This is a genomic window from Candidatus Rickettsia colombianensi (genome assembly GCF_003664375.1).
Lineage (GTDB): Bacteria > Pseudomonadota > Alphaproteobacteria > Rickettsiales > Rickettsiaceae > Rickettsia > Rickettsia tamurae.
Window position 1 is genome coordinate 14,647 of sequence record NZ_RAQN01000009.1, and the last position, 26,986, is coordinate 41,632.

Consider the following 26,986-nt stretch of genomic DNA (forward strand, 5'->3'; position numbering starts at 1 on the left):
GTGTAGACCGATTTCACCGCTGTCACCCCGTGGCTTGACCACGGGGGCCAGTTACTAATAATAAAATTATTAGTATTATCAAGTTATTTTTCTGGATACCATGGTCAAGCCACGGGGTGACAGCGAATGCGTTTTTCGTTTCATGCAACAAGGCCACATTTCCTCGCAATGACGAGAATTATCTTACTTCCAAATTCTTTATTAGCTTCGCTATTTGTTTTTCCAAGTCTAACATATCAACGCCGCTATTTATAGTAAAATCTGTTTTTGCTATTTTGCTCTCTTGTGATAGCTGAATTTCTTTGATTTTATTATAAATTTCTATATTAAATAAAGATCTCGTTATTGCTCTTTGCATTCTTATTTCTTCAGAGCAGTATATTGTTACGACAAAATCAAAATATTTATCAAATTTAGCTTCATAAAGCAGCGGTATTTCGGCAAAGCCAAATTTGGAATTAGCGTTTTCTTTTTTAAATAAAATGAGTTTATCTATTAGTAAGGGGTAAATAAAATTTTGTATTTTTTCTCTAGCTAGGTCGTTATTGTAAATTAAATTACTGATTTTCCCAATATTGAAATACTCAAGTTCAGGTAATAACTTTAGAATCCGAGTTTGCACGTTCAAATCTTGATATAATTCTTTTATGCATCTATCGGCACAAAAAGTTTTATATCCTTTTTCTACTAAATAATCCAAAATAAAAGTTTTGCCCGATGCATAGCTACCGGTAATACCTATTGCTAACATTTTGTTATAAAAATTTTATGTTCATTAGCGAGTTTTATAGTTAATTCTTCTTCGACTATAATTACGTTATTTTTCTGAATCGCTACTCCTTTGTAATTATATTTAGCAAGATTCTTTATAGTATTAGGACCGATCGTCGGCATATCTAGTCTATTATCTTGACCTAATTTCGGTATTTTTACTAATACTCCTCCATAAGGATTTTTACGTAAATCTGCACATCTCGCTATTAAATTATCCGTACCTTCGGCAGCCTCTATACCAAGTATGTAGCTACTTTCAACTATAACCGATTGTGCGATGTCGAATGAACTTAGATGATTCAATAATTTTATTCCAAGCTCAATATCATTTTTATCTGAACTTGTAGGGTGAGTATCGGTTATAATATTGGAGTTACCTTGTTGATTTTTATATATTTCATTACTTGATATTACCTTGAAACCGTAACTTTCAAAAAAATCCGCTACTGTTTTTAGCAAACTATCATCTCCTCGAATTTTTTGCCCAACTATTTTGAAAAGCAATAAACCGCCTATTTTATCTACGGCTAAATTTTTAAAATTCGGTCTATTAACTCCGCCGATAAAAATAATATTTTTTACCTCATGCTCCTTAAAATATTTTATAGCTTCCCCTACCATACCGATTTTTAAAATCTTATATTCAAAATCCTTAATTTGATCTATATCAGCTTCGTCTTTAATTGCCGCTATATAGCAATTACCGCCTTGCTTTGTATAATTACCTGCTATTAAGTAAGGTAATGAACCTCTGCCGGCGATAATTCCAAGATTTGGTAGCATAATTAAGTTTTTAATTTAGAATTCTAAACATTTATTATAAGTCCATTTTTAATATAAATCTAGAATTCTTATTTGACCTTTACATTTTGATCAAATTAAGGCATAATGTTTGGTGCTGATATAGCTATAGTAATAAACGTAATTTAGAATAGAGGTTGCGGACTCGGGGGCAGTACCCGACGCCTCCACCAATACATAAGAATGTTATTCCCGCATAGGGCGGATTATTGTTGTATGGATCGAAAAACCTACTCGATGTCATCCCCGCCTACGCGGGAATGACATAAGCAAGCCATGCAACAACGCTCCCATATAAGAATAACATCAAAATCTTGGGGGCGAAATAGGATCGACGTGCCTAATAAAAAGATTGCTTTTACTCGGGATGATTCCGCCGATGGCTTTTGCCATATGGGTCAAAACAAAGAAACGCAAACGATAATAATCGTTCTGTAGGTCGTTTAGCTTTAGCAGCTTAACCCTACGCGGCTGGAGGGTTTGCCGGGCAACAGAAAAACCCTCACGTATATACTCAAATGATTTCAAGAATTGAATTTTATTTTGAGAGGTGAGCACCCGCAGCCTATAACTTAATGGGTGAGGATGCGAATCCTTGATAAAATGAAAGAGCAATTCTTGAAATCAGAAGAGTATACTCGTTTAATTTGAAAAATTGGTGTTCCTAAAAACGGTTGATATCGTCATTGCGAGCGAACGTAGAGAGCGTGGCAATCTCATAAAGTAGGACTCCTGAGATTGTTTCGTCAAAACTTACAGTTTTTCCTCGCAATGACGTAAACTGTTCAAATTAAACTTCGTCGACATATTTTTATTTATTTTTCTCGTATGAATATTGAATATAAAAAATTTGTGAATGAATATATGCTAGAATTTGTGAAAAAAATTCTAACAAAAATTCAGCATGAAAATTTATATTGGGATCAGTTAATATACATATCGTACAGAACCGATAACCCTGCGGTAATTTTACCTTCAAAAGTTAAACAGGCATATCCAAAACAGATAACAATAGTACTGCAATATCAGTTTGAAAATTTAATAGTAAATGATACGGGCTTTTCTTTAACGGTAAGTTTTGACGGTGTTAAAGAAATAATTTACGTACCTTTTGATGCACTTATTAGCTTTGTTGATTCCAATAATAATTACAGTCTAACTTTTAATCAGTCGTTAAATATACAAGAAAATCCTCAACATGAAGAGGAAATAAGTAATAATAAAAGTTATCAGACTTCATCATCTTCAAATCCAAATGTTATAATGTTAGATAAGTTTCGTAATTCTTCTAAACCTAGTTAATGCATATTATGGATTCAAAAGTAGTGATATATACTGATGGTGCATGTGCGGGTAATCCAGGTCCCGGAGGATGGGGAGCTTTGCTTCAATTTAATGATACTAGCAAAGAAATATTTGGGCATGAGTTAGATACGACTAATAATCGTATGGAGATTACGGCAGCACTTGAAGCATTAAGGATTTTGAAAAAATCTTGTAATGTTGAGATTTATACTGATAGTAAATATTTGCAACAAGGAATTACCGCTTGGATTCATAATTGGATAAAAAATAATTGGTGTAAAAGCAACAATGAACCCGTTAAAAATGCCGATTTATGGCAAAAATTATACGCAGAATTAAGTAAACATACTATTATTTGGAAATGGGTAAAAGGTCATGCAAATAATAGCGGTAATATTGCTGCCGATAAACTTGCAGTGCAAGGAAAAGAAACTGCTATAGAAATTTTAAAATGTCGTGGATAGATAAGTTTTTTATTACTTTTTTTCACAAAAAAGTAGGAGAAGATGAGTTTTTGAATCAATATTATGAAAGCCGTAATATTGATTATTTAGGGCGTCCAAGGAGGTTTGTTATTTATAAAAATGTAAATGAACCTACAAAAATTCCGCCGAGTTGGCACGCTTGGTTGCATCATTTAGTAAATGAGATACCGAAAAATATCCAGCTTTTTCCATGGCAAAAGAATAATATAATAACTAAAAAATCATCTAAGATATCAAATCTTAAATATAATAGATGGCAGCCATAATTAACTAGTATACTCGATCAACTTCAAAAATTGGCGTCGTCGTTTTATAAGATCTGCGGTACTCACGTATTAGTATACGCTCCGTTCCTTGACTTATAAACTCCTTGCTCTTTTTGAAGTTGATCTTCGTATACCAATTCTTCATTTATCAGGAGTATAATATAAAAAACAATGAAACAGAATATTATTGAAACAATTATCGGCTTTGTAGTATTAATTATTGCTTTGCTGTTTTTGATTTTTGCCTACAAAACAGGTAGTTCTATAACTAGCTCAAAAGGTTATCAGATAACTGCTAATTTTCAGAGTGCAGAGGGTATAGCAGTCGGAAACGACGTAATGATCTCAGGTATAAAAATCGGTAGTGTAAAGAAAATTACTTTAGATCCAAATAGCTTTTATGCAAGTGTATATCTAAATATTAATGATGATGTTAAAATACCTAAAGATTCTAAAGCCCAAGTAGTCACCAGCGGGTTACTTGGAGGTAAATATATTTCAATTGTACCGGGTAATGACGATGAAAATTTAGCGGCTAATGAAGAGATAAGATATACTCAATCAGCAATTAATATTGAATCATTAATTAATAAAATTGTTTCTTCATTCGGTAGTAAGTAAAAACTCTCTAAAATTCAACCGAATCTATTCTGGATTCGGTTTTCTTTATTTTAAAATCTCTAATATATGAATTATTAAAAAGTAGCATTAAGCAAGAAGAGAAATCTTATGGCAAACCATTTGTCTATTTTTTAAATATTCTAGGTTTAGTTTTAATAATTATTGCTAATTATTGTTATTGTTCGGATAGTACGGAATTTTATTTTCTTATGCAAAGCGGAATAATTTCTATTATATCTTCTATGGTTATTGAATCTGTTAGATGTTATTTAAAATACAAAAATAGATATCGTACTTTAGATTGTTTAAGATCAAAAAGTAGAGAGTTAGTAGAGAGCATAAGTACGCCGTTTACTGACTTAGTCTCAACTAAGACCTTAATAAGATATTTACCTACGATAATTCGCTATGTTCCAAGTACCGTACTGATATTTTTAGTATGTACTTATATTAAAAGAAAATTCTTAAAAAATGTTACATATCCACTTTGAGGTAAGTAGTAATTTATTTCTCGGTTTAGGTAACTCTAAACCGAGCTTTAAATAACTCTATCTTACTTAAAAATATAGTTTCAATATTAGGTTCTGTGTACTTTTAATAGAATAATCATAATTATGGCTCTTTTTAGCTGCAAATTATCAGATTTTTTTGAAATATGAATAACTATTCCTTCAAAAATCTTATTAATTTTCGCTTAAAAATATCTCATAATTATAATCATTAATCAAAAGTGCACAGAATCTAAGCTCTTGATGCCGAATTTTGTAAGATTCACTTATACGCTTCGTTAAGCTCACTCTTAAATTTGTTATTTGAGGTTCTGATTTTATTTTTGGGAAATCTACATTATCTTAGCCAAGTGTATGAAAGTGTTTAAGCTTTCTTCGTCGTCTTTGGTCATTATATAAGGTACTTTGACATATATAAGCATTTGATGTGTTTTGTCCGATATTTTATTTTTCTCTAAAAACGCATATAATTTGTGAGTATTGTTATGTTCATCTTGTATACTAAACGCTTTATTTGCTGCAACTGATTTATCGGATTTTGATATAAAAGCATTAATAAAATAGTTTAAAGAATCTCTAAATAATTCGCTTAATTGCTCATCATTTCAAGAGCAGAATATTTGTCGCAGTTATTATTAAGAATTTTATATAACATTTTTTTATCAAAATATGCAGGTATTATTTTTTAAATCCTTATTAATAATTTGCTGTTTGTAATAAGATAACTGACGCATAAAAACGATAACGGTAGCTGTAAGACCTGCAACTAAGATAGAGTATAAATTTAGTGATTGAAAAAGCATATTTTCAATATATTTAATTATAACTACCAAAGATAGTATAGATTTTTTTGCTTTTCAATCTAAAAATGAACCATTACTGTATATTACTTATTTTTTTCTTTCAATTAGTTTATTTATCACATATTTATTGTGCTAATAAATAAAGTAAATTTTAAAGTACTAATATTAGTTTGTTTCTTGCTTTTAACGTTACTATTTGCTGGGGAATACAGTTAAATCTATATATTATAACTATAAAAAACATCGCAATATATTATAGCTTTTTTCTATCAATCCACGAAATATATTAAGTTGCACTTCATTTTCTTATTTATCGTGTAAAGTGAAATTCCCTATTGACTTTTATATAAAACAGTATAAGTTTCTTTACAATTTAATTTTTTGTAAAGAATTTATGCGAGGCTATGAAAAAGAACAGAGAAGCTTAACAAGAGAACAAAAGCAAGCGGTAGGTTACTATCAATAGGTACATTCCTTGAATATTTTGATCTAATGCTTTATGTTCATATGTCGGTAGTACTAAATGAGCTTTTTTCCCAAAGTCTGATCCATATACAGCAGCAATTTTTTCAGCTCTTACTTTTTGCTCAACTTTAGCTTTTAGACCTATTGGAGCTGTAATATTTGGGTGGATTGGTGACAATATAGGGCGGAAGTCTACAATTATTATTACTACTATGTTGATGGCACTTTCATGTTTTATTATTGCTAACCTTGCACCATTTTCCCAAATAGGAGTAACAGCAGCATATTTATTAACTATATGTTGTGAAATACAAGGGATTTCATCAGTAGGTGAGTGGTAGGAGCCTCTCTTTATCTAACAGAAATAACTGAACCGCCAATAAGATATCCAGTAGTATGTACAATAGCAATGGGGTCTACACTAGGGGGCAGTGTAGCCTTAGCAATATCTTGGCTGTTTACTTCTTACGGGTTTAATTGGCGGTTAGCTTGTTGGTTTGGTCTTATAATAGGGTTAATAGGAGCAGTTGCAAGAACAGCACTTCGTGAAACTCCAGATTTTGCGGATGCAAAACGTCGTTTAAAAAAAAATTCTTGAAGAAAGAAATAGTTATTTAAGGAAAACCAGCTTATTAACGAAAAACTTAATATAAAAACAGTATTAGCTTTATTCCTTATTTATTGTGCATGGCCTGCGTGTTTTTATTTCGTGTTTGTTCACTGTAGTAATATACTTAAGGATTCTTTTGGATATACTAGTCATGAGGTCATTCAACATAATTTTTATGTATCCTTAGTAAAACTATTTGCTCTTTTCATATTTGCGTATGCTTCTTATAAAATTCATCCATTAAAAGTTATTAAAGTAAGAACGCTAATTTTTTCTCTTTTCCTTTTTTATCTATTATATAATACTATTTACAGTAATCCGGCTAGTTACACCATTTCAATTATTTATTATACAATCTTTTGTGATTGTTTTTGGGTTTGGTGATACTCCAGCACTTCCAATATTTCTTATTCATTTTCCAATTTTTAAACGTTTTACTTGTTCTAGTTTGGTATTTATCACATGCTTTAATGTATGTAGTTACTTCTTTTTGTTTAGTGTATTTAATTAATTATTTTGAATCATGGACATGGGGGTTAATAGCGATTATTATTCCTACGGGGATTGGATATATTGGGGGTATAAATCACTTTCAAAGATTGGAGAAAGAAGTGAATCAGTATCCTTAAACCTAAAAGAAATTTTTTTTGAATATCTATTTGTATATCTAAAAATATTGTAGGGATCTTTATTTTTAAATAAATAGATAAAGGTACAAAATTTCTTAAAGTCTCTTCAATAATTTTTTTAGCCTTTTCAGGTGATTTAGCTGCTAATGTTTGTACATTATGAATACGATCAAATAATTTTATAAATGCGGTATCATATCTTTTTTGCTTAATTAATAGGTTTAAGCTTTCCTCGACACTGATTTTTCCGTGAGGTTTAATTCTAGTTAAACCTTCTATATGTTTTGCTATTTCTTTACCAAAAATTTCGATGATCATCTTTTCAGTAAGCTCTGTATCCTCAATAGTATCGTGAAATAGAGCAGCATTTATCATATTAGAAGTAAAAAGCTTAGGAGCTTCGTCTGCCACAAACTCCGCAAGCATAATCGTTACCTCAATTGGGTGAGAGTAGTAAGGATCACCCGATTGACGCATTTGCGAGCCGTGATATTTACGGGCGTAGTAGATACCTTTTTGGACTTCCTCTATATCAACAGGATTTTTTACTTTAGTGTTTAAATATTCGAGTTTATCAATCAGCTTTTTAGCGTAAATGCAAGTTTCAAACTTTTCTTTCCAAGAGCTTATATCTTCCATAAAAGTTATTTTATTTATGTTAATAATAGTTGATTACAATTAAAGCGAAAGTTAAAAAATTGCAATAACAAATAATTTTAACTTTAAATAGATTAATAACTTTTGGTTATATTGTATTTAAACAACGTCATTCTGTTTTATTATTTACTTTTGCTTCTTGTTCTTGCTGTAATTTATACTCTGCTGCTTTTTCTTCTATATAGTTAAAAAAGAAATAACAAAAAGTTAAAAAACTAGTAAGAATAATAGCAAATGTTATTGATATTAACTTAAGCTCTTTCCTTGCATTTTGAGCTTTTAAACGCTTTTCCTCCTCTTCATCTATTATTAACTCAGAGGTTAAAGTTTCTTCTTCTTTATTTTCCATATTTTAACTCTTAAAAAATTAGATTATATCATGAATGACAGAGTTTAGTTATCATTTAAGAGAAGTAATTTATAGAAGTAATTAAAATAAGTCAATGACTATTGATTGTAATAATTATAGTTTTATAAATTTAGTTCACCTATAAATATAATTATTTAGAGTTGAAAAAATCATCATTGCTTCCGTGGGAATAACATAAGATCCGTGCAACAAAGTCGCTTTTAGTTAGGAATGACATCAAAGCGTTAAGCTCCAATACAAAGCAATTCTTTTTAGGCAATGCTGTCAAAACAATAATGTTCTCAATTGACTTTTGGAAAGGCACAGGTTTTTCGAGCCATGCAACAAGGCGTACAGCTGCTCGCAATGACGATATCAGCTGCTTTTAGGTGATACCTGTTTTTAGCCTTAATTTTTATATTCCAGGATAAATTATAGTATGCTAAGATATTGCTTTTAAAAATAAGTGGTTATCAGTGTCAAAATTTTCTTTTAATATTCATCATCAGAATAAAAAAGCTAGAAGCGGTATTATCACAACCGCACACGGTGAGATTCGCACTCCTGCCTTTATGCCGGTCGGGACTAGAGGAACCGTTAAGGCAATGCTACCTGAATCAGTAGCTGAAACGGGGGCGGATATACTGCTTGGCAATACGTATCACTTAATGCTGCAGCCGACTGCCGAACGTATAGCACGTCTTGGCGGTCTGCATAAATTCATGAATTGGGATAAGCCTATATTAACCGATTCCGGCGGTTTTCAGGTAATGTCGTTATCGAAGTTACGCAAGATAACCGAAGAGGGAGTAAGTTTCAGCTCTCATATTAACGGCGATAAATATATGTTAACTCCTGAGCGTTCTACCGAAATACAATATCTGCTCGGTAGTACGATTACTATGGCTTTTGATGAATGTACACCTTACCCTTCAATCTTTGAAGAAGCTAAAACTTCTATGCAATTAACGACTAGATGGGCGAAGAGATCGCGTAATGCTTTTGTTAAGCGGGAAGGCTACGCACAATTCGGTATTATTCAAGGTAGTATTTACGAAGAATTACGTGAGCAATCGGCTAAGGATTTAGTAGAACTCGATTTTGAGGGCTATGCTATAGGCGGGCTTGCGGTAGGCGAGGGGCAGGAGCTTATGTTTAAAGTACTTGACTATGCTCCCGATTTTCTGCCGCAAAATAAGCCGCGTTACTTAATGGGAGTCGGTAAGCCTGCTGATATTATCGGTGCGGTTAGCAGGGGTATAGATATGTTTGACTGCGTAATCCCGACACGCTCAGGTCGCAATGGTCAGGCTTTTACCAAATACGGTACGGTAAATATCCGCAATAGCAAATATGCCGATGATAACGAGCCGCTTGAGCATGATTGCCTATGTCCTGCTTGTAAAAACTATAGTAAAGCTTATCTGCATCACTTAGTTAGAATCGGTGAAATACTTGGCTCTATGCTAATGACGTGGCATAATTTAACATATTTTCAAAACCTCATGAGCCGTATTAGAGAATATATTAAACTAGGTAAAGATTTTGATTTTAATTCTTAAATTGACTAATTATAAAATATGTCTTATTATATGTACATGTACTTAAATATGTCGTATTATGGAAGCAATATCTTACACTAAAGCAAGAAATAATTTTGCAGATATTATGGAAAGAGTTTGTGTAGATCACACTTCAGTGGTTGTAACTAGACAAAAACAAAAACCGGTGGTTATTATGTCCCTTGAAGACTATAATGCTATGGAGGAAACTTTATACTTATTAAAAAGCCCTAAAAATGCTGCAAGACTAAAACGAGCAATTAATGATTTTGAAGCAAATAAAAACTTTAAAACAATGTCTTTATAATGGAAATATCATTTCACATTGATGCATGGGCAGATTATTTGTCCTTTCAAAAAAATGATACAAAAATTCTAGAAAAAATAAATGAGCTAATTAAAGATATTACATGTTCTACCTTTACGGGAATCGGTAAACCTGAAGGCTTAAAGTACGATTTATCAGGCTATTGGTCTCGCCGGATTAATCACGAACATAGGTTAATATATACTATTAAAGGTAAAACCATTTATATATTACAATGTAGATATCATTATTAAATCCGAATTTTAAATAAAAGTATGAATTACTAATGCAAAATATTGATTTAATATCTGAAGAAGAAGCAAAAAAATTACTAGAAGAATTAGCAGATAAAATAGCAGCATATAATCATGCTTATTATATAGAAGATAATCCTTTAGTTTTAGATGCCGAGTATGACCAGCTATTTAATACCAATCTAAAGCTAGAGCAGAAATTTCCCCATCTAATTCTAGAAAATAGTCCTAGCAAAAAAGTAGGGGCTAAAATAGCAAATAAATTTGATAAAGTTACGCATCAAGCACCAATGCTATCTCTTAGTAATGCTTTTGACGAGCAAGATGTAAGAGATTTTGTAGATCGTATAAAAAATTTCTTACGCCTTGATGAGTTTGTTCCTATCTTTTGTGAGCCTAAAATAGACGGTTTGTCTTTTTCTGCTATTTATAAAGATGGGCTGCTTACAGCGGGAGCTACAAGAGGTGATGGATATGTCGGTGAAGATATAACGGCAAATATTAAAACAATCAAAAATTTTCCTCATAAAATAGATAATGCTCTGGAGTTTTTAGAAGTGCGAGGGGAAATTTATATTGAGAAACAAGATTTTTTAAACCTAAATAAAGAACAGGAAGAGCAGGGCAGAGATAAATTTGCCAATCCTCGTAATGCTGCTGCCGGCTCGTTTCGTCAACTTGATGCTTCTATTACGGCTCAAAGGCCGCTCAAATATTTTGTTTATTCAGGAGGGGTAACTGAACAGAATCTCGCTTCTTCACAAGATCAACTACTTACAAAATTAAAAAAATTCGGCTTTAGCGTTAATGAGATATCAAAACTTGCGTATTCCGAAGAAGAAATTTTTGCTTTTTATGAATATCTCAAAACAAATAGAGAAAATTTACCTTATGAAATTGATGGAGTAGTATATAAGCTAAATGATTTTGCACTGCAAAATAGAATGGGGTTTATTGCTAGATCTCCAAGATTTGCTACCGCTCATAAATTTCCTGCTATAATAGGACAAACGAAACTGCTTTCTATTACGGTGCAAGTAGGCAGAACCGGTACGTTAACACCGGTAGCCGAGCTTGAACCTATAGAAATAGGCGGGGTAACCGTTAGCAGAGCAACGCTGCATAATTTTCAAGAAATTATGCGAAAAGACGTACGTATCGGCGATTATGTATTTCTGCAACGTGCCGGTGACGTTATTCCTCAAATTACGGGAGTTGATTTTGATAAACGTCCTAATGATACAACAATGTTTGATACTCCTTTATTTTGTCCGTCATGCAATTCTAAATTACATTATGTACCTGAAGATATTATTATACGCTGTGATAACGGTCTTAACTGCCCTGCTCAGAATTATGAGCGTATCCGTCATTTTGTATCGAAAAATGCTATGGATATTGAAGGATTGGGGCGTAAGCAAGTTGAGTTTTTAATAGATAAGGGATTAATTAGCAATCCATTCGATATTTTCTTTTTAAAAGAAAAAAATGATTCTAGCTTAACAAAACTTGAGAACATGGATGGGTGGGGTAAAAAATCAGTAGAGAATCTTTTTAAAAATATAGAAAAATCACAGAACGTTAGCTTACCAAGGTTCATATATGCATTAGGTATAAGGCATATCGGTGAACAAAACGCTAAATTACTTGCTAGAGAATTTGGTAGCTATGCTAATTTTATAGCTCAAATGGAATTACTTAGTAAAAACGATTCGGATATCTATCAAAAACTAAATGATTTAGAGGGTATCGGCTATAAGATTTTAGTAGATATTATTGATTTTTTTGACATTAAAGAAAATATTGAACTTATCAAAAAACTTGGTGAAATATTAAATATTGAAGATTATAAAGAGACTAGAGAACAAAGCAGTTTAACAGGCAAGATAGTAGTATTTACCGGTAGCTTACCGACGATATCTAGAGCGGAAGCTAAAGCAACGGCTGAAAAGTTTGGAGCTAAAGTTGCAGCTAGCGTATCATCTAACACGGATTTAGTCGTAACAGGCGTTGATGTAGGCAGTAAACTTAAAAAAGCTAAAGAGCTGGGAATTAAAATTATTGATGAAGAAGAATGGCTTACGCTCATAAAAAATGTTTAAAACAATGAATAAAGAAATGGAAAGCCAGGTAGTAATTTATCAAGATGAAAATGGGGAAGTTAATGTTGAGGTTAAGATAATAGACGAAACAGTTTGGCTATCTTTAAATCAAATAGCAGAATTATTCGCCCGAGATAAATCAGTAATTTCAAGACATCTAAAGAATATATTTAAAGAGCAAGAATTAGAAGAGAAAGCAGTTGTTGCATTTTTTGCAACAACTGCCGCTAACGGTAAAACATACCAAGTAGAATATTATAATTTAGATGCAATAATATCAGTCGGGTATAGGGTAAATTCTAAGAGAGGGATCGCCTTTAGAAAGTGGGCTACTAACTTACTTAAAGAATATCTCATTAAAGGCTATAGTATTAATCAAGATAAAATTACTCAAAAGAAATTAAATAATCTACAACAAATGGTAGAACTTTTAACAAATACTTTGAAAATCAAAATTTAGTAAATAGTACAGGACAAGAATTAATTAATCTTATAAGGAATTACTCTAAAACATAGGAGATATTAGTTAAATATGATGAAGACAAATTAAATCCACCGACAAAATTACAAGCAGAAACTAATGGATTATTAAGCTACCAAGAATCTTTAGAAGCAATTAAAAAGTTAAAGCAAGAATTAGGCAAGCAAGAGGATGCGGAAATAAGTAATTTATTTGGAGCTGAAAGAGACAATAGTTTTAAAGGAATTTTAGGTAATATTGATCAAACTTTTGACGGCAAATCTTTATATAACTCGGCAGAAGAAAAAGCGGCTCATTTGTTATATTTCATAATAAAAGATCATCCATTTAGTGATGGTAATAAAAGAATAGGTTGTTTACTTTATCTTACCAAAGCAAAAATTGGGTTAAAAAATATTGGAGTAAGTGCTATGACATCATTAGCATTACTTATTGCAGAAAGCGATCCTATACAAAAAGAATTAATGATTAACTTAATTATAAATTTAATAAATGATTAGTTTTATGGTTAGTAAAGCTCAATTAGTACGAGTGGTAATTAAGAATTACTTACGTGAATTAAAAGAAGATAGAGAAGATGCAGAAATTGCTTTAGCAAGAAGTAATAATCCAAATAAGAAATTATATTCTTCAGAAGAAGCAGCAAAATTGTTAAAAAAGAAATATGGATTATAATTTTGAACTATCGTCATATTGATCATGCAGGCAATTTTGCTGATATAGTCAAACATTTAGTACTTATTGCGATTTTAGAACAGCTCAAGAAAAAAGAAAAACCTTTTGCGGTTTTAGATGCTTTTGCTGGGCTAGGTCTTTACGATTTAAACTCGGAGGCGGCTTCTAAAACTTTAGAAAGCGATACGGGCATTAATAAACTACTGCAAGCTACTGATCCTATTCCTCAGCTTTTACAAACTTTCTTAAATATAGTAAACCTAGCAGGTCTTAATCATTATCCCGGCTCATCTTTAATAATTAAACAATTATTAAGACCAAATGATCGCTTAATTGCTTGCGAACTTCATCCAAGTGATTACTTGAGTTTAAAAAAACTACTACCGAATAATACACATAATATAGATGCTTATAATGCTATAAAAGCTTTTTTACCCTTTAAAGAGAATAGAGGATTAATTTTTCTTGATCCGCCTTTTGAAGTAAAAAATGAGTTTCAAAAACTGCTCGAAGCACTTAAAAAAATTAAGCTACGAGTTCTTAATAATACCGTCTTAATTTGGTATCCTATAAAAGATTTATCTTTAGTCCGTGATTTTTACCACAAATTACAAGAATATCGGATTTAAAGAAACTATCATTATTGAATATGAGCTTTTATATAGTGATAAAAATATGGTAAAGTGTGGGTTAATGTTAATTAATCCTCTAAATATTAGAGAAGAATTAGAAAAATTAACTGGTTATTTAAGCAATATTTTAAATTTAAAATTTACGTATACTTGCTGAATTTGAAAAATTGGCTTCGTTGTTTTTTGCTTTTAATCCTCACGTACTAGTATGTATGCTGCGGTTAAAAGCCTCAAAACGCCTTGCTCTTTTCCAAATTGAGCTTCGTATATCAACTCTTCATTTCACAGGAGTATATTTACTTTTAATGTCTTTTCGAAAATATATCTTTTTACTGTTTATAGTTTTTCTGGTTCAAGGTTGTAGCAGTATTAAAGAATCTAGTGATACTACATTACTTTCTACCACTTCATCTCAATTAAAGCAAAAATATAAAATCAGCCATGCGGATTTAGTAGTACAGTATGATTTAACAAACAAAAATAGCAAATGTATATATGCAAAAAACTTAGGTCTAATAATTAATAGTCCTAAACAGAATAAGATTTTTTTACAAAAATTCCATAATAAAAACCCGGCAGAATTTAATAAAGCAGCCGAAATAAAAATAGCTGATATAAAGGCAGTTGTAACAAAACTAAATTCAAAATATAAGTTTCTCTCTAAACCGGAAGCTAGCTATTTTGCAAAAAAACAAACTCATAGGAATAATATCTCGGAATTAACCAAGCTTGATAAAATAATTAGTACAATACCGCTTATGATGCCGGAATATGAGCCGAAAATTACTAGCCATTACGGAATTAGAAAAAGTCCTCATAAAAAGAAAAGAAAAAAGAAATGTTTCCATAGCGGTATTGATTTACAAGCTAAAAAAGCAGCGCCGATATATGCAGCGGCAAGCGGAATTGTTATAAAAGCGGCAAGAGCACCTGATTACGGGAATTTTGTTGAGATTAAACATGGACGCAAATTGGTTACGAAATATGCTCATTTAAAGGAAATGTCAGTCAAGGAAGGAAATAAAATTAAGCGAGGTCAATTTATCGGTATACAAGGAAGAACCGGTAATGCAATGGGTGAACATTTGCATTTTGAAATTCTACTAGACAATAAAGCAATTAATCCTTTTGATTTTATTTTTAACTGCCGTAAATGTTAAATTATGATCAAACTTTTATATCCTAAATTTTGGCAGAAGCGAAATATTATAGCTTATTTGCTTTTACCTATAAGCTTGATATATCAATTTTTAGGCTATTTACGAGCTAGTTTAGCACGTCCTATTATGTTGCCTGCTAAAGTTATTTGTGTCGGTAATTGTAGCGTAGGAGGTACGGGTAAGACGCAGATAGTAATGTATCTAGCCAAATTACTAAAAGTTAGAAATGTAAGTTTTGTAATAGTAACTAAGGCTTATGGTAGTAACCTTAAAAGTGCAACTACCATACATCAAGGACATACAGCATTAGAGGTAGGAGATGAGGGAGTAATACTTGCAAAGCATGGAACAGTTATTGCTACTAAAAATATTAAAGAGATTTTACCGTTAATTAACGAGCTTAAACCTGATATAATAATAGTTGATGATTTCCTACAAAATCCTTATTTTCATAAAGATTTTACTATAGTTTCAGTAGATAGCCAAAGGCTTTCCGGCAACGGCTTTCTAATTCCTGCCGGTCCTTTAAGGCAGTATCCAAATAAAGCCCTTGATGCAGTTGATTTAATTTTTTTAGTCAGTAGCACCAATGATAAAATACCGAATATTTTAACTCCTTATGTCAATAAGTTAATAAATGCTCAAATAGTTCCTTCAAATAATATAGATAAAACTAAAAATTATTTTGCTTTTAGTGGCATCGGTAATCCTGAGCGTTTCTTTTCGACTTTAAAACATTACGGATTAAATATAACCGGTTACAAAATTTTTCCTGATCATTATAATTATTTACAAGCAGATTTAGAAAATTTATATTCATTAGCTAAAGAGCATAATGCTACCTTAATTACTACAAGAAAAGATCACGTTAAGTTTAATGATTTAAATAATAATATTGTCTGTCTAGATGTAGAACTATCTATAAACAACCCTGATTTATTAAATGAAAAAATTTTTAAAAAAGCTCAGATATTTAATTGAGTATTTTATCGTCGTTATATTCCTTAAAGTAATAGGAATATTCGGTGTAGATAAAGCAGCAGATATTTGTAGTTTTATAGCAAGAAAAGTCGGTATATTATTTGCCGTTAATAAAATTGCTAGACGAAATATTAAAGCAGTATTCGGCGATATGTGTGATGTTGAAAAAATCATAGATCAGACTTGGGATAATTTTGGCAGATTTATCGGTGAATTTACATATGTCGACAAGATGGATGAAGCCGAATTAAAGCGTAGAATCGAAATAATCGGCATAGAAAATATTAAAAAACTTGAAGGACAACCCTTTTTATTATTTAGCGGTCACTTTGCCAATTGGGATATTAGTCTTAAGATTCTTCATAAATCTTATCTGAAAGTTGCTGTAATTTATCGTAAAGCAAATAACCCGTATGTTGACAAGTTGGTTAATGAAAGCCGTGCCGGTGATAAATTAAGACTTATACCAAAAGGTCCTGAAGGTAGCAGAGCTTTAGTTAGGGCTATCAAGGAGGGTGAATCTATTGTTATGCTTGTTGATCAAAAAATGAACGATGGAATTGAATTGCCTTTTTTAGGGCACCCTGCTATGACTGCAAACTCCATCGCTAAAATTGCTTTGCAGTATAAATATCCAATTATACCTTGCCAAATTATTAGAACTAAAGGCAGTTATTTTAAAGTAATAGTTCACCCGCAATTAAAGTTTGAGCAAACCGGTGATAATAAAGTTGATTGCTATAATATTATGCTTAATATTAATCAAATGCTAGGAGAATGGGTTAAGCAAAATCCTTCTCAATGGTTTTGGTTTCATAATAGATGGAAAAAATAAAACGTCATTGTGAGCGACTGAACGGTCTCATACGCTCGGTGTCATACCGTGGCTTGACCACGGTATGACAGCGGTGGAATTGATCCACGTAACAACACTTAAGAAAGCATAGTCCGTAATTTTTCAAGTACCTCTTGAGCGTGATTTTTAGCATTTACCGACCGCCAAATATGCTTAACTATGCCTTCCTTATCAAGTAAAAACGTAGCTCTATCAATGCCCATATATTTTTTACCGAACATTGATTTTTCTATCCATATCCCTAATTGTTCACATAAATTTGAATTTGCATCAGAGGCTAAATCAAATCCTAAACTATATTTTTCTTTAAATTTATCATGAGAGTCAAGCTTATCTTTGGATACTCCGATAATTACCGTATTAAGTTTATCAAATTCCGGTTTTAGCTTGTTAAAATCTTGTGCTTCAATAGTACATCCAGGTGTATTGTCTTTCGGATAAAAATATAATACTATGAATTTTCCTTTTAAATCCGATAGTTTAATTATTTTATCTTTACCTATGTGTAAAGATAAATCAGGAACTTTTTTTCCTAGTTCTAATGTCATAAAATCCTCAAAGTTATTTGATACAAATAACTATATATTAAATATGTATTTTTTAAAATTGCTTTTTAAAGTTATATTATTTATGATTCTGATATAATACCTAAGTTTAATTTTTCTTAACTATTTTTAAAAAGAGGTTTTATGAGAACTATAAGGGGAAGCACTTGAAGAATTACATAATAATCTTAAAGGTTCTGTTAAAATTATTACTGCCGATTTTAATAAAAAATGTCATGAAGTGGCGGATAAATTATCCGTTAAAATTAATGATTTAGAGAAATATGCTAAGGATAGTAAAGATTATTCTTTAGAAACTATAAAAGAGCAATATAAAAATTTAACTAAAGAGTTGCAGGATTATCAGAAAATTAAAGATGATAAAGTAGAAGAATATAGACAAACTCTTGTAAAAAAACTTGATGATTTAAGTAAAAAAAGTGAACAATATAATAATAAACATAAATAATTGGATAATATAATGAAAAAAATCTTAATAACACTAGGGGCTACCGCTACATTATTATTAACACCTAGCATTTTTGCAGATTCGCCTACCAAGGATGCAACAAAAGCAAATGAAGTGCAAACTGAAGAAGTAGCTACAAGCAGTACAAAAACAATTACCGAAAACTTACAGGAATTAAAAGACAATTTAACAAACCTAGCACAAACGGGAGCCGATAAATTTAATCAGACCTTAAGCAATACTTATGATCAGATAGCCCAAAGCGTTGCAGAGATAAAAAAGAATGTGAAAGATCAGAAAGATAAAAAAGGTGAAGAACTGCAAAAATCTATAGATGATGTAAAAGCAAAAATGGAAGATTATAAAAAAGCAGAAAGCAAGAAGCAAGAAAAAATACGTCAGTACCTAGTGGATAAATTAGAAGAGCTAAATAAAAATATTAATGATTAATGAATATAATAACGATAAAGAAAAAGCAGATTCGTAATTTTTTAACGTCATTGCGAGGAGATGCGTAGCATCGACGCGGCAATCTCATAAAGTAGGATAATCTCCTGAGATAGCTTCGTCGAAACTTATAGTTTCTCCTCGCAATGACTGCGGACAATATACCCTTAAAAATCGGTATTATTTATGACTATTACCAAAGAAAAAATTGCAGCTATGTTAAGCTCCAAATTGGGTTTTTCAAATAATTTATGTGAAGAAATAGTTAATACGGTTTTTTCTAACATTTTAGAAATAGCAAAGAAACAAAAATTAACTTTAAAGAATTTCGGTAGCTTTGAGGTTAAACAAAAAAATCCACGTCCCGGAATAAATTTTCATACCAAATCATCGGTAATTATAGAATCAAAAAAGAATTTACGTTTTGTCCCTTCTTCCAAATTAAAAGCTTTAATCAACAACCATGACAAATAATCTAACAAAAAAATATTATTCTGCTAGTGAAGTGATTAAGCATTTAAATATTGCTTTACATCAATTAAGATATCTAGAGACAAAAATCCCTGATTTATCTAATTATAAAATAAATAATAGAAAATATTATACTGCTAATGATATTGATTTACTTCAAAAATCTTGCTGCAAAACGAGTTATACGAAGATTAACTTGGAAAAGAGCGAGGAGTCTGTAAGCCGAGGAGCGGAGCATACAGAAGTACGTGAGTATCCGAGGGCTTATAAAGACGACTCAGCCAATTTTTCAAGTTCATCGAGTAGAATCGATGTATTACTTACCAACTTTCATAATTTATCTCTTCAAATAAAAAAAATTCTTGCCGATTCCTCGATGACTTGCGTATAGTACTTGTCATATCACGTTTTAAAGAAAGGAGCATATTATGACAATAGACAAATGGTAAAGCCGGTCATTATAGGTATATCCGGTCCTGAATTAACCGATGCCGAAAGAGAATTATTTGAAGAGCATAATCCTTTAGGTGTAATTTTATTCCGTCGTAATATTAGAAAGAATGATAACGGTGAGCAAGATAAAGAAGCCCTTATTAAGCTTATTGCAGATATAAAAGAAGTATTAGGGGAAAATACTATCATCTCTATAGATCAAGAGGGTGGTAGGGTAAAAAGGCTCATAGCACCGACTTTTTATAACGCTCCGGCTGCTCAAACTTTCGTTGATGTGCAAGAGTGCAAACAAAACTATAGCAATATAGGCAAAGAGCTAAGAGAAGTAGGCATTAATCTAGATTTTGCACCGGTAGCGGATTTGATCCACGAAGGAGCAGACAAGATAGTCGGAGATAGAAGTTTTTGCTCAGAGCCGGAAGTAGTCGTACCTTTATGTTTAGCTGCTATAGACGGATTACAAGAAGAGAAAGTCGCAGCTTGCATTAAGCATATTCCTGGTCATGGTAGAGCTACGGTGGATAGCCATAAAAAATTACCGATTGTCGATGCTGGTATAGAAGAGTTAGAAAAAACAGATTTTAAAGTATTTAAGGAGCTAGCGAAGCACGATAATATTAAGCTTGCTATGACGGCACATATAATTTACAAAGCTCTTGATCCAAACAACCCCGCAACTCTATCCAGAATAGTTATCGATTATATTAAAAATAATATTGGTTTTAAAGGGCTTATTATTTCCGATGCAATAGATATGAAAGCTTTAAGCGGTAGTATGGCAGATATTACCAAAGGAGTTTTAGATGTAGGCATAGATATAGTGCTTGAATGTACCGGAGAATTTAACAAAATGTCTGAAGTTTTAGGAAGTGTTTCGGAAGGTTCTATAGATAAATTTTCTGACTTGTTTATTGCTTGAATGCTATTATTTATTTAATGTCATACCGCGGCTTGACCACGGTATCTTAGGACACAGTCTGTGATGCAAGATCCCGTGGTCGTAGCCACGGGATGACAACGGAACTGCACAACGGCAGGTATTTAGCCGTAAAATGGCTATTAAGGAGCTTATTCAATTAATCTAAGTTAAAATTAATTAAACAAATTATATTGAAAAAATTTATTTTTACTATTAATTTGTTTTTTAATTTTTAGTTAAAGAATTAATTTTATAAATTACTTGAATAATATTATGAAAAGTCTTGTGGATTTAAGTTCTAAAAGCTATAGGTAATATTTACTGAGAATAGAGATATATAGAATTTTAGGTAGCAGGAGGGGATTTGATTTGTGATATTATTAATCTGCTTAAAGAAGATTTAAATAAAGCAGATATAGAAAATGAGATATATATGCGTCTTAAAGAACCTTATTCTGTTTTAAAAAAGATGAAAAGGAAAGAAGTGCCGATTGATGCATTGAAAGACTTAATTGCATGTAGGATTATAGTTAAATCTGAAGCTCTATGCTATAATGCTTTGGACGTAGTTACGAGTTCTCCGCATTTAGATTGGTTATACACCAAAGATTATATCAATAGACCAAAAAGCAACGGCTATCAGTCTCTTCATAATATAATGCAGCTTTTACACTCTAAGCGTAATTTTGAAATACAGATAAGAAGTGAAGATATGCATAAAGATGCCGAACTTGGTAGAGCGGCTCATTTAAATTACAAAGAAGAACAAGACCTTCATTTGAAAAAAGTTTTTGATGTTACTAATGACACGATACTTTCTAAAGCACGTCAAATGGTGAAACAATTTGAAGGATTAGAAGAGCAAATTGTAGAATATGAAAAAGAAATTATGCGTATTTGGCATACTAAATACGACGAAATGCTAAAATGGGAAAATACTGCTGAAGTGCTAATATTTAACGAAGAGTAGTTTTCTCGTCATTGCGAGCAACCGTAGGGAGGTAGGGAGCATGGCAATCTCGTTAAATATCCTGAGATTGCTTCGTCAAAACTTGTAGTTTTTTCTCGCAATGACGGATAAGCCGATCCATGCAACAAGGTCTATGGCTGCTCGCAATGACAACCCCGAGACCACGGAATGATATAGTTGTGATAAAAATATAACATTTATTAAAACTTTATAAAAAAACTACGGCGATGCTTGTAATTATATACAATATATAGTATGCTCAGCCCGTGGTTTAGAAACTATTGAAACAAAATATTAGGTTATTTCCTTATCAAATGTGGGATATATTGACTCAAGTTTGATAAGTTTATTTTAATACTAGATACTAAATTTTAACTTAAATATAGGAAAAAAAAATTATGGCTCAAAAACCAAATTTTCTAAAAAAATTAATTTCCGCAGGATTGGTAACTGCTTCTACAGCTACCATAGTGGCCGGTTTTACAGGCTCAGCTATGGGTGCTTTATTATCTACTAATGGTAATACAACTCTTAATGCTCCTGCTAACTGGAATCCAGCACAGGCTCCTGCTGCTGGTGATACTCTTAGAATTGCTAATAATGGTAATCAAGTTATCTTAGATTCTGTAGGGTTTAACGTAGCTGCTCTCATAATCGATACAGGTGGTAATGCAGAAGCTGTAACATTAAGTAAATCATTAAACATTGGTTCTATCGTAGGAGTAGGAAATGCTAGTTTAGCTAATATTACTGTCAATCAAGCAGGTCAACTCTTAACTTTAACAGGTACACAAGGTCTAGGTGCTGCGGCTAATCAAGTCAATATTTATGATGGTTTAGGTGCAATCGATTTCGCTAATCTTGCTTTCACATTAAACTTTAATCCTGCAGATACTAATAACGGTATTATACTTGGTGCTAATGCTAAGATTGCTAATGCAGCTAACGCTGGTGCTGTTTTAAATGTCACTAATGCCGGTAGCGGCATTGGTAACCAAGCTAAAGGTTTAGAAGTACAGGATAATAGTTTTGCTGCTGTTAAAACTCTTAATGTTAACGATGAAAGCCTTTTACGTTTTAATTCAAGTTCTGATGTAGCAGGTAATGTTAATTTAACATTACAAAACGGTGGTAATGTTATAAATCTTCAAGGTAGCGGTACATTGCATCTTCTTGCTAAAGCAGGTGGTAACGGTAATGCTGCCAATTTTCTTGTCCTTAATGGTACTACACTTGGTGGTGGTGCAGGTGACGGTGGAGATAATAATGGTATAATACATTTTGATACTACAGCTGTAGCTGGTACATTTGGTACTACTGCTCCAGGTCTTACTGCAGTAGTTGGTACAAATAATGCAAATCGTGCTCAGCAATTTATTGTTACTGCTGTTGGTGGAAATAATGCTACAATTACAAACCAAATTTTTGCTAAAAATGTAACAGTTAACGGTGGTACTAGTACTTTCCAACAACAAGTTGATGTAGGTAACGGTGGTAGTACAACTTTCAAAGCAGCTTCTACAACTACAATGACTATTTCTTCAACACTTGGTGCTGTTGATTTTGGTAATACTGCCTCACAAATTATAGTTGCTGCTGCTAATGCTCCGACTCTTACAGGTAATTTTACAGGTGATGCGAGCAATGCCGGTAACACTGCAGGTGTAATAACTTTCCTCGGTGCCGGTACTTTAAACAGTGCGAATGCAAATACTCCGGTGACAAATAAGATTACGGCAATCGAAGCTAGTGCTGCTGGGATTGTTAATTTATCAGGAACACATACTGCTGAGTTACGTTTAGGAAATGCCGGTTCTATCTTTAAACTTGCCGACGATACAGTTATCACCGGTAATGTTAACCAAACTGCTCTTATTGGCGGTGCTCTTGCCGGTGGTTCTATTCAGTTAGATGGAAGTGCTACAATTACTGGTGATATAGGTCATGGTGGTGGTAATGCTGCGTTACAAGGGATTACTTTAGCTAATGATGCTTCAAAAACATTAACACTTGGTGGAGCAAATATTATCGGCGCTGCCGGTGGAATGATTAATTTCCAAGCTGGTGGTACTATTAAATTAACAAGTACTCAAAATAATATTTTAGTTGATTTTGATTTAGCTATAAATACTGATCAAACAGGCGTTGTTGATGCGAGTAGCCTAACAAATGCTCAAACTTTAACTATTAGCGGTGATATCGGTATTATTGGAGCTAATAATAAAACTCTTGGACAATTTAATATCGGCTCAAGTAAAACAGCTTTAAATGACGGTGATGTTGCTATTAACGAGTTAGTTATTGGAGATAACGGTTCAGTACAATTCGCTCATAATACTTACTTAATAACAAAAACTACAAATGCTGCAAATCAAGGTAAAATAATATTTAATCCTGTTGGAGCTAATAATACAATTCTTGCAGCCGGTACAAATTTAGGTAGCGCTGCAAAGCCACTTGCAGAGATTAATTTTGCACCTGCTATAGACACTGTATTAAATGTAGGTCAAGGTGTTAATTTATACGCCACTAACATTACTACTGCTGCTGCTAACATGGGTTCTTTCAGCTTTAAGGCAGGTGGAACAAATATAGTAAGCGGTACAGTTGGTGGACAGCAAGGTAATAAGCTTAATACTGTAACATTAGATAATGGTACTACTGCTAAGTTCTTAGGTAACGCAACATTTAACGGTGAAACTACAATTGAAGGTAATTCTACCTTACAAATCGGTGGTAACTATACTGCGGACTTTGTCGCATCTGCCGATGGTACCGGTATGTTAGAATTCGTTAACACCGGTCCTATTATCGTAACATTAAACAAACAAGCTGCACCTGTTAATGCTGTAAAACAAATAACAGTTTCTGGTCCCGGTAACATAGTGGTTAATGAGATAGGTAATGCAGGTAATGATCATGGTGCGGCGACTGATACAATTTCTTTTGAAAATGCAAGTGTAAGTGCAGTTTTATTCTTACCTAGCGGCATCCCATTCAACGATGCAGGCAACATAGTTCCTTTAACAATTAAAAGTGCCGTAGGTAATAATGGTCCAGCAGGTAACTTTAATGTTCCTGTTGTAGTCGTATCAGGTGTGGATAGTGTAATCGCTGATGGTCAAGTAATCGGTGATCAAAATAATATTGTAGGTCTAGGTCTTGGAAGCGATAATGGTATTGCTGTTAATACTACTACATTATATGCAGGTATAGGAACTATAAAAAATAATCAAGGTACTGTAATTCTTAGCGGCGGTATTCCTAATACCCCTGGTACGATTTATGGCTTAGGTATAGAGAATGGTAATCCAAAGTTAAAGCAAGTAACGTTTACTACAGACTATAACAACTTAGGTAGTATTATTGCAACTAACGTAACAATTAATGACGGTGTAACTGTTACTACAGGCGGTATAGCCGGAACAGATTTTGACGGTAAAATTACTCTTGGAAGTGTTAACGGTAACGCTAATGTAAGATTTGCTGACGGTACATTTTCTGGTTCTACAAGTATGATTGTTACTACTAAAGCTAATAACGGTACCGTAACTTATTTAGGTAATGCGTATGTTGGTAATATAGGTGCTTCAGATACTCCTGTAGCTTCTGTTAAGTTTACAGGTAATGATAATGGTGCAGGATTACAAGGAAATATTTATTCACAAGTCATAGACTTTGGTACTTATGACTTAGGGGTTTTAAATTCTAATGTAATTTTAGGCGGCGGTACTACTGCTATTAACGGTAAAATCAATCTTGATACAAATATCTTAACATTTGCAAGCGGTACTTCAACATGGGGAAGCAATACTTCTATTGAAACTACTTTAACAGTAGCAAACGGTAATATAGGTCACATCGTTATCGCGGAAGGGGCTCAAGTTAATGCAACAACTACAGGAACAACAACCATTAACGTACAAGATAATGCCAATACAAATTTCAGTGGTACACAAACTTATACTTTAATTCAAGGTGGTGCTAGATTTAACGGTACTTTAGGAGGTCTTAACTTTGCTGTAACCGGAGATAATCGTTTCGTAAAATACGGTTTAATACGTGATGCTAACCAAGATTATGTAATAACACGTACTAACAATGCAGCAAATATAGTTACTAATGATATTGCAGGTAGCCAATTTGCAGGTGCACCGGGTATAGGTCAGAACGTTACAACATTTGCAAATGCAACTAATACTGCAGCATATAATAATCTTCTTTTAGCTAAAAATGGTGCTGATTCTGCTAACTTTGTCGGAGCTATCGTTACCGGTACAAGTGCGGCCGTAACTAATACACAATTAGATGTAGCAAAAGATATCCAAGCTCAACTTGGTAACAGATTAGGTGCTCTTAGATATTTAGGTACTCCTGAAACTGCTGAAATGGCTGGACCTGAAGCTGGAGCAGTACCGGCTGCGGTTGCTGCAGGTGACGAGGCTGTTGATAATGTAGCTTACGGTATATGGGCAAAATCTTTCTATACTGATGCACATCAAAGTAAGAAAGGCGGTTTAGCTGGTTATAAAGCTAAAACCACCGGTGTCCTAATCGGTTTAGATACGCTAGCTAACGATAACTTAATGATCGGTGCTGCTATCGGTATCACTAAAACTGATATAAAACACCAAGATTATAAGAAAGGTGATAAAACTAACGTTAACGGTTTCTCATTCTCTCTATATGGTGCCCAGCAGCTTGTTGAGAATTTCTTTGCTCAAGGTAGTGCAATATTTAGCTTAAACCAAGTGAAGAACAAAAGTCAGCGTTACTTTTTCGATGTTAACGGTAATATGAGCAAGCAAATTGCTGCTGGTAATTACGATAACATGACATTCGGCGGTAACTTAACAGTCGGTTATGATTACAATGCAATGCAAGGTGTGTTAGTAACTCCAATGGCAGGACTTAGCTACTTAAAGTCTTCTGACGAAAACTACAAAGAAACTGGTACAACAGTTGCAAACAAGCAAGTTAACAGCAAGTTTAGCGATAGAACCGATTTAATAGTAGGTGCTAAAGTAGCCGGCGGTACTATGAACATAACTGATCTTGTGGTATATCCGGAAGCTCACGCTTTTGTGGTTCACAAAGTAAACGGTAGATTATCTAAAACTCAGTCTGTGTTAGACGGACAAGTTACTCCGTTCATCAGCCAGCCTGACAGAACAGCTAAAACATCTTATAATTTAGGTTTAAGTGCAAGCATAAGACCTGATGCTAAGATGGAATACGGAGTCGGTTACGATGCTCAGATTGCAAGTAAATATACTGCACATCAAGGTACTCTAAAAGTCCGTGTAAACTTCTAATCGCTCCCGATTAGCAAGTTTATAAGTTCCTTAAGAAAAAAGCTCTCTTTGAAAAAAGGGGGCTTTTTTTATTCTATATCCCAATTTTTGTTTATCCTCGTAGAGCATTGTTG

At 32.8% G+C, this 26,986-nt stretch carries 29 protein-coding genes, 1 other RNA gene and 3 pseudogenes; 26 read left to right on the plus strand and 7 right to left on the minus strand.

Annotated elements, in window-relative coordinates; translation table 11 throughout:
* Positions 1 to 178: 178 nt before the first annotated feature.
* Together coaE and D6968_RS02405 are read right to left on the minus strand one after the other, a co-directional pair.
* A complete protein-coding gene (gene coaE / locus D6968_RS02400) occupies positions 179 to 751 on the minus strand; it encodes a dephospho-CoA kinase (protein ID WP_121543165.1) in 573 nt (190 codons plus the stop codon).
* Positions 745 to 1,557, minus strand: a complete 813-nt coding sequence (locus D6968_RS02405; RefSeq protein ID WP_121543167.1) for an LpxI family protein — start codon at positions 1,555 to 1,557, stop codon at positions 745 to 747. The genes coaE and D6968_RS02405 overlap by 7 nt, the downstream gene beginning before the upstream one ends.
* A 74-nt stretch (positions 1,558 to 1,631) precedes the next feature.
* Between D6968_RS02405 and ssrA the strand changes: the two genes are divergently transcribed.
* The 6 genes from ssrA to D6968_RS02445 all read left to right on the plus strand — a co-directional run bounded on the left by ssrA (position 1,632) and on the right by D6968_RS02445 (position 4,743).
* Positions 1,632 to 2,080: a transfer-messenger RNA gene (gene ssrA / locus D6968_RS02410) on the plus strand.
* 323 nt (positions 2,081 to 2,403) lie between these two features.
* A complete protein-coding gene (locus tag D6968_RS02420) occupies positions 2,404 to 2,877 on the plus strand; it encodes an SspB family protein (protein ID WP_121543169.1) in 474 nt (157 codons plus the stop codon).
* Positions 2,877 to 3,344: a ribonuclease HI gene (gene rnhA / locus D6968_RS02425; protein WP_177717224.1), complete on the plus strand. Its 468-nt coding sequence runs from the start codon at positions 2,877 to 2,879 to the stop codon at positions 3,342 to 3,344. The genes D6968_RS02420 and rnhA overlap by 1 nt, the downstream gene beginning before the upstream one ends.
* Positions 3,332 to 3,631 carry an NADH-ubiquinone oxidoreductase subunit NDUFA12 family protein gene (locus D6968_RS02430; protein WP_008579707.1) on the plus strand — a complete coding sequence of 100 codons (300 nt, stop codon included), beginning with the start codon at positions 3,332 to 3,334 and terminating at the stop codon, positions 3,629 to 3,631. The genes rnhA and D6968_RS02430 overlap by 13 nt, the downstream gene beginning before the upstream one ends.
* Before the next feature lie 171 nt (positions 3,632 to 3,802).
* Positions 3,803 to 4,252, plus strand: a complete 450-nt coding sequence (gene mlaD, locus D6968_RS02440) for an outer membrane lipid asymmetry maintenance protein MlaD (RefSeq protein ID WP_121543173.1) — start codon at positions 3,803 to 3,805, stop codon at positions 4,250 to 4,252.
* A 47-nt stretch (positions 4,253 to 4,299) separates the two neighbouring features.
* On the plus strand, positions 4,300 to 4,743 hold the full coding sequence (locus D6968_RS02445) for a hypothetical protein (protein WP_121543175.1): 444 nt from the start codon (positions 4,300 to 4,302) through the stop codon (positions 4,741 to 4,743).
* Between the two features lie 350 nt (positions 4,744 to 5,093).
* On the opposite strand, the pseudogene D6968_RS06465 reads toward D6968_RS02445, so the two are convergent.
* Both D6968_RS06465 and D6968_RS06470 read right to left on the minus strand, forming a co-directional pair.
* Positions 5,094 to 5,594: pseudogene (locus tag D6968_RS06465) on the minus strand (hypothetical protein).
* 394 nt (positions 5,595 to 5,988) lie between these two features.
* Positions 5,989 to 6,207 carry a hypothetical protein gene (locus D6968_RS06470; RefSeq protein WP_342767343.1) on the minus strand — a complete coding sequence of 73 codons (219 nt, stop codon included), beginning with the start codon at positions 6,205 to 6,207 and terminating at the stop codon, positions 5,989 to 5,991.
* On the opposite strand from D6968_RS06470, the gene D6968_RS06475 reads away from it, so the two are divergent.
* Positions 6,128 to 6,370 (plus strand): MFS transporter, encoded by a 243-nt coding sequence (locus tag D6968_RS06475; RefSeq protein WP_342767351.1) that lies wholly within the window; start codon positions 6,128 to 6,130, stop codon positions 6,368 to 6,370. The genes D6968_RS06470 and D6968_RS06475 overlap by 80 nt on opposite strands.
* On the plus strand, positions 6,364 to 6,627 hold the full coding sequence (locus D6968_RS06480) for an MFS transporter (RefSeq protein ID WP_342767344.1): 264 nt from the start codon (positions 6,364 to 6,366) through the stop codon (positions 6,625 to 6,627). The genes D6968_RS06475 and D6968_RS06480 overlap by 7 nt, the downstream gene beginning before the upstream one ends.
* A gap of 548 nt (positions 6,628 to 7,175) precedes the next feature.
* Here D6968_RS06480 and D6968_RS02465 read toward each other — a convergent pair.
* Entirely contained in the window at positions 7,176 to 7,907 is a 732-nt protein-coding gene (locus tag D6968_RS02465; protein ID WP_121543177.1) for an HD domain-containing protein, read from the minus strand.
* Between the two features lie 127 nt (positions 7,908 to 8,034).
* Positions 8,035 to 8,274, minus strand: a complete 240-nt coding sequence (locus D6968_RS02470; RefSeq protein WP_121543179.1) for an RP671a family tick cell line-upregulated protein — start codon at positions 8,272 to 8,274, stop codon at positions 8,035 to 8,037.
* A gap of 476 nt (positions 8,275 to 8,750) precedes the next feature.
* Between D6968_RS02470 and tgt the strand changes: the two genes are divergently transcribed.
* From tgt to D6968_RS02525, 11 genes and pseudogenes are all read left to right on the plus strand, one after another.
* Entirely contained in the window at positions 8,751 to 9,836 is a 1,086-nt protein-coding gene (gene tgt / locus D6968_RS02475) for a tRNA guanosine(34) transglycosylase Tgt (protein WP_121543181.1), read from the plus strand.
* Positions 9,837 to 9,894: 58 nt separating this feature from the next.
* On the plus strand, positions 9,895 to 10,143 hold the full coding sequence (locus D6968_RS02480) for a type II toxin-antitoxin system Phd/YefM family antitoxin (protein ID WP_008579252.1): 249 nt from the start codon (positions 9,895 to 9,897) through the stop codon (positions 10,141 to 10,143).
* Positions 10,143 to 10,397 (plus strand): Txe/YoeB family addiction module toxin, encoded by a 255-nt coding sequence (locus D6968_RS02485; protein WP_121543183.1) that lies wholly within the window; start codon positions 10,143 to 10,145, stop codon positions 10,395 to 10,397. Before D6968_RS02480 ends, D6968_RS02485 begins: the two co-directional genes overlap by 1 nt.
* Positions 10,398 to 10,429: 32 nt before the next feature.
* Positions 10,430 to 12,499 carry an NAD-dependent DNA ligase LigA gene (gene ligA / locus D6968_RS02490; RefSeq protein ID WP_121543185.1) on the plus strand — a complete coding sequence of 690 codons (2,070 nt, stop codon included), beginning with the start codon at positions 10,430 to 10,432 and terminating at the stop codon, positions 12,497 to 12,499.
* On the plus strand, positions 12,492 to 12,959 hold the full coding sequence (locus D6968_RS02495) for a virulence RhuM family protein (protein WP_245969142.1): 468 nt from the start codon (positions 12,492 to 12,494) through the stop codon (positions 12,957 to 12,959). Before ligA ends, D6968_RS02495 begins: the two co-directional genes overlap by 8 nt.
* A gap of 155 nt (positions 12,960 to 13,114) precedes the next feature.
* Positions 13,115 to 13,480, plus strand: a complete 366-nt coding sequence (locus D6968_RS02500; RefSeq protein WP_281269444.1) for a Fic family protein — start codon at positions 13,115 to 13,117, stop codon at positions 13,478 to 13,480.
* Positions 13,473 to 13,655 carry a hypothetical protein gene (locus tag D6968_RS02505; protein ID WP_032138961.1) on the plus strand — a complete coding sequence of 61 codons (183 nt, stop codon included), beginning with the start codon at positions 13,473 to 13,475 and terminating at the stop codon, positions 13,653 to 13,655. Before D6968_RS02500 ends, D6968_RS02505 begins: the two co-directional genes overlap by 8 nt.
* 2 nt (positions 13,656 to 13,657) lie before the next feature.
* Positions 13,658 to 14,444, plus strand: a pseudogene (rlmJ, locus tag D6968_RS02510) (23S rRNA (adenine(2030)-N(6))-methyltransferase RlmJ).
* 148 nt (positions 14,445 to 14,592) lie between these two features.
* Positions 14,593 to 15,447 carry a M23 family metallopeptidase gene (locus tag D6968_RS02515; protein ID WP_121543189.1) on the plus strand — a complete coding sequence of 285 codons (855 nt, stop codon included), beginning with the start codon at positions 14,593 to 14,595 and terminating at the stop codon, positions 15,445 to 15,447.
* Positions 15,448 to 15,450: 3 nt separating this feature from the next.
* Positions 15,451 to 16,428: a tetraacyldisaccharide 4'-kinase gene (gene lpxK, locus D6968_RS02520; protein WP_121543191.1), complete on the plus strand. Its 978-nt coding sequence runs from the start codon at positions 15,451 to 15,453 to the stop codon at positions 16,426 to 16,428.
* Entirely contained in the window at positions 16,391 to 17,263 is an 873-nt protein-coding gene (locus D6968_RS02525; RefSeq protein ID WP_121543193.1) for a lipid A biosynthesis lauroyl acyltransferase, read from the plus strand. Before lpxK ends, D6968_RS02525 begins: the two co-directional genes overlap by 38 nt.
* 98 nt (positions 17,264 to 17,361) lie before the next feature.
* Here D6968_RS02525 and bcp read toward each other — a convergent pair whose 3' ends face one another.
* Positions 17,362 to 17,832: a thioredoxin-dependent thiol peroxidase gene (bcp, locus tag D6968_RS02530; RefSeq protein ID WP_121543195.1), complete on the minus strand. Its 471-nt coding sequence runs from the start codon at positions 17,830 to 17,832 to the stop codon at positions 17,362 to 17,364.
* A gap of 238 nt (positions 17,833 to 18,070) precedes the next feature.
* Between bcp and D6968_RS02535 the strand changes: the two genes are divergently transcribed.
* The 7 genes and pseudogenes from D6968_RS02535 (at position 18,071) to ompB (ending at position 26,873) form a co-directional block, all read left to right on the plus strand.
* Positions 18,071 to 18,298 carry a hypothetical protein gene (locus D6968_RS02535; RefSeq protein WP_245969144.1) on the plus strand — a complete coding sequence of 76 codons (228 nt, stop codon included), beginning with the start codon at positions 18,071 to 18,073 and terminating at the stop codon, positions 18,296 to 18,298.
* 12 nt (positions 18,299 to 18,310) lie between these two features.
* A pseudogene (locus tag D6968_RS02540) lies at positions 18,311 to 18,785 on the plus strand (hypothetical protein).
* Positions 18,786 to 18,931: 146 nt separating this feature from the next.
* Positions 18,932 to 19,219 carry an HU family DNA-binding protein gene (locus tag D6968_RS02545; protein WP_121543199.1) on the plus strand — a complete coding sequence of 96 codons (288 nt, stop codon included), beginning with the start codon at positions 18,932 to 18,934 and terminating at the stop codon, positions 19,217 to 19,219.
* A complete protein-coding gene (locus D6968_RS02550) occupies positions 19,209 to 19,607 on the plus strand; it encodes a palindromic element RPE5 domain-containing protein (RefSeq protein ID WP_121543201.1) in 399 nt (132 codons plus the stop codon). The genes D6968_RS02545 and D6968_RS02550 overlap by 11 nt, the downstream gene beginning before the upstream one ends.
* Positions 19,608 to 19,658: 51 nt before the next feature.
* Positions 19,659 to 20,588, plus strand: coding sequence for a glycoside hydrolase family 3 N-terminal domain-containing protein (locus D6968_RS02555; protein ID WP_121543203.1), 930 nt, complete (start codon positions 19,659 to 19,661; stop codon positions 20,586 to 20,588).
* 364 nt (positions 20,589 to 20,952) lie between these two features.
* Complete coding sequence (locus D6968_RS02560) at positions 20,953 to 21,558, plus strand: bifunctional (p)ppGpp synthetase/guanosine-3',5'-bis(diphosphate) 3'-pyrophosphohydrolase (RefSeq protein WP_121543205.1); 606 nt, start codon at positions 20,953 to 20,955, stop codon at positions 21,556 to 21,558.
* Positions 21,559 to 21,956: 398 nt separating this feature from the next.
* Positions 21,957 to 26,873, plus strand: a complete 4,917-nt coding sequence (gene ompB / locus D6968_RS02565; RefSeq protein WP_121543207.1) for an outer membrane protein OmpB — start codon at positions 21,957 to 21,959, stop codon at positions 26,871 to 26,873.
* Positions 26,874 to 26,986: the final 113 nt, after the last annotated feature.

What these genes read in the sequence shown, in the direction of transcription:
- D6968_RS02505 (WP_032138961.1), top strand. Translation starts at nt 13,473, where the DNA reads ATGATTAGTTTTATGGTTAGTAAAGCTCAATTAGTACGAGTGGTAATT.
- D6968_RS02550 (WP_121543201.1), top strand. Translation starts at nt 19,209, where the DNA reads ATGACAAATAATCTAACAAAAAAATATTATTCTGCTAGTGAAGTGATT.
- D6968_RS02525 (WP_121543193.1), top strand. Translation starts at nt 16,391, where the DNA reads ATGAAAAAATTTTTAAAAAAGCTCAGATATTTAATTGAGTATTTTATC.
- lpxK (WP_121543191.1), top strand. Translation starts at nt 15,451, where the DNA reads ATGATCAAACTTTTATATCCTAAATTTTGGCAGAAGCGAAATATTATA.
- D6968_RS02495 (WP_245969142.1), top strand. Translation starts at nt 12,492, where the DNA reads ATGTTTAAAACAATGAATAAAGAAATGGAAAGCCAGGTAGTAATTTAT.
- D6968_RS02430 (WP_008579707.1), top strand. Translation starts at nt 3,332, where the DNA reads ATGTCGTGGATAGATAAGTTTTTTATTACTTTTTTTCACAAAAAAGTA.
- D6968_RS02420 (WP_121543169.1), top strand. Translation starts at nt 2,404, where the DNA reads ATGAATATTGAATATAAAAAATTTGTGAATGAATATATGCTAGAATTT.
- rnhA (WP_177717224.1), top strand. Translation starts at nt 2,877, where the DNA reads ATGCATATTATGGATTCAAAAGTAGTGATATATACTGATGGTGCATGT.
- ligA (WP_121543185.1), top strand. Translation starts at nt 10,430, where the DNA reads ATGCAAAATATTGATTTAATATCTGAAGAAGAAGCAAAAAAATTACTA.
- D6968_RS02515 (WP_121543189.1), top strand. Translation starts at nt 14,593, where the DNA reads ATGTCTTTTCGAAAATATATCTTTTTACTGTTTATAGTTTTTCTGGTT.
- D6968_RS02465 (WP_121543177.1), bottom strand. Translation starts at nt 7,907, where the DNA reads ATGGAAGATATAAGCTCTTGGAAAGAAAAGTTTGAAACTTGCATTTAC.
- bcp (WP_121543195.1), bottom strand. Translation starts at nt 17,832, where the DNA reads ATGACATTAGAACTAGGAAAAAAAGTTCCTGATTTATCTTTACACATA.
- D6968_RS02405 (WP_121543167.1), bottom strand. Translation starts at nt 1,557, where the DNA reads ATGCTACCAAATCTTGGAATTATCGCCGGCAGAGGTTCATTACCTTAC.
- coaE (WP_121543165.1), bottom strand. Translation starts at nt 751, where the DNA reads ATGTTAGCAATAGGTATTACCGGTAGCTATGCATCGGGCAAAACTTTT.
- D6968_RS02480 (WP_008579252.1), top strand. Translation starts at nt 9,895, where the DNA reads ATGGAAGCAATATCTTACACTAAAGCAAGAAATAATTTTGCAGATATT.
- D6968_RS02555 (WP_121543203.1), top strand. Translation starts at nt 19,659, where the DNA reads ATGGTAAAGCCGGTCATTATAGGTATATCCGGTCCTGAATTAACCGAT.
- D6968_RS02470 (WP_121543179.1), bottom strand. Translation starts at nt 8,274, where the DNA reads ATGGAAAATAAAGAAGAAGAAACTTTAACCTCTGAGTTAATAATAGAT.
- D6968_RS02545 (WP_121543199.1), top strand. Translation starts at nt 18,932, where the DNA reads ATGACTATTACCAAAGAAAAAATTGCAGCTATGTTAAGCTCCAAATTG.
- mlaD (WP_121543173.1), top strand. Translation starts at nt 3,803, where the DNA reads ATGAAACAGAATATTATTGAAACAATTATCGGCTTTGTAGTATTAATT.
- D6968_RS02485 (WP_121543183.1), top strand. Translation starts at nt 10,143, where the DNA reads ATGGAAATATCATTTCACATTGATGCATGGGCAGATTATTTGTCCTTT.
- ompB (WP_121543207.1), top strand. Translation starts at nt 21,957, where the DNA reads ATGGCTCAAAAACCAAATTTTCTAAAAAAATTAATTTCCGCAGGATTG.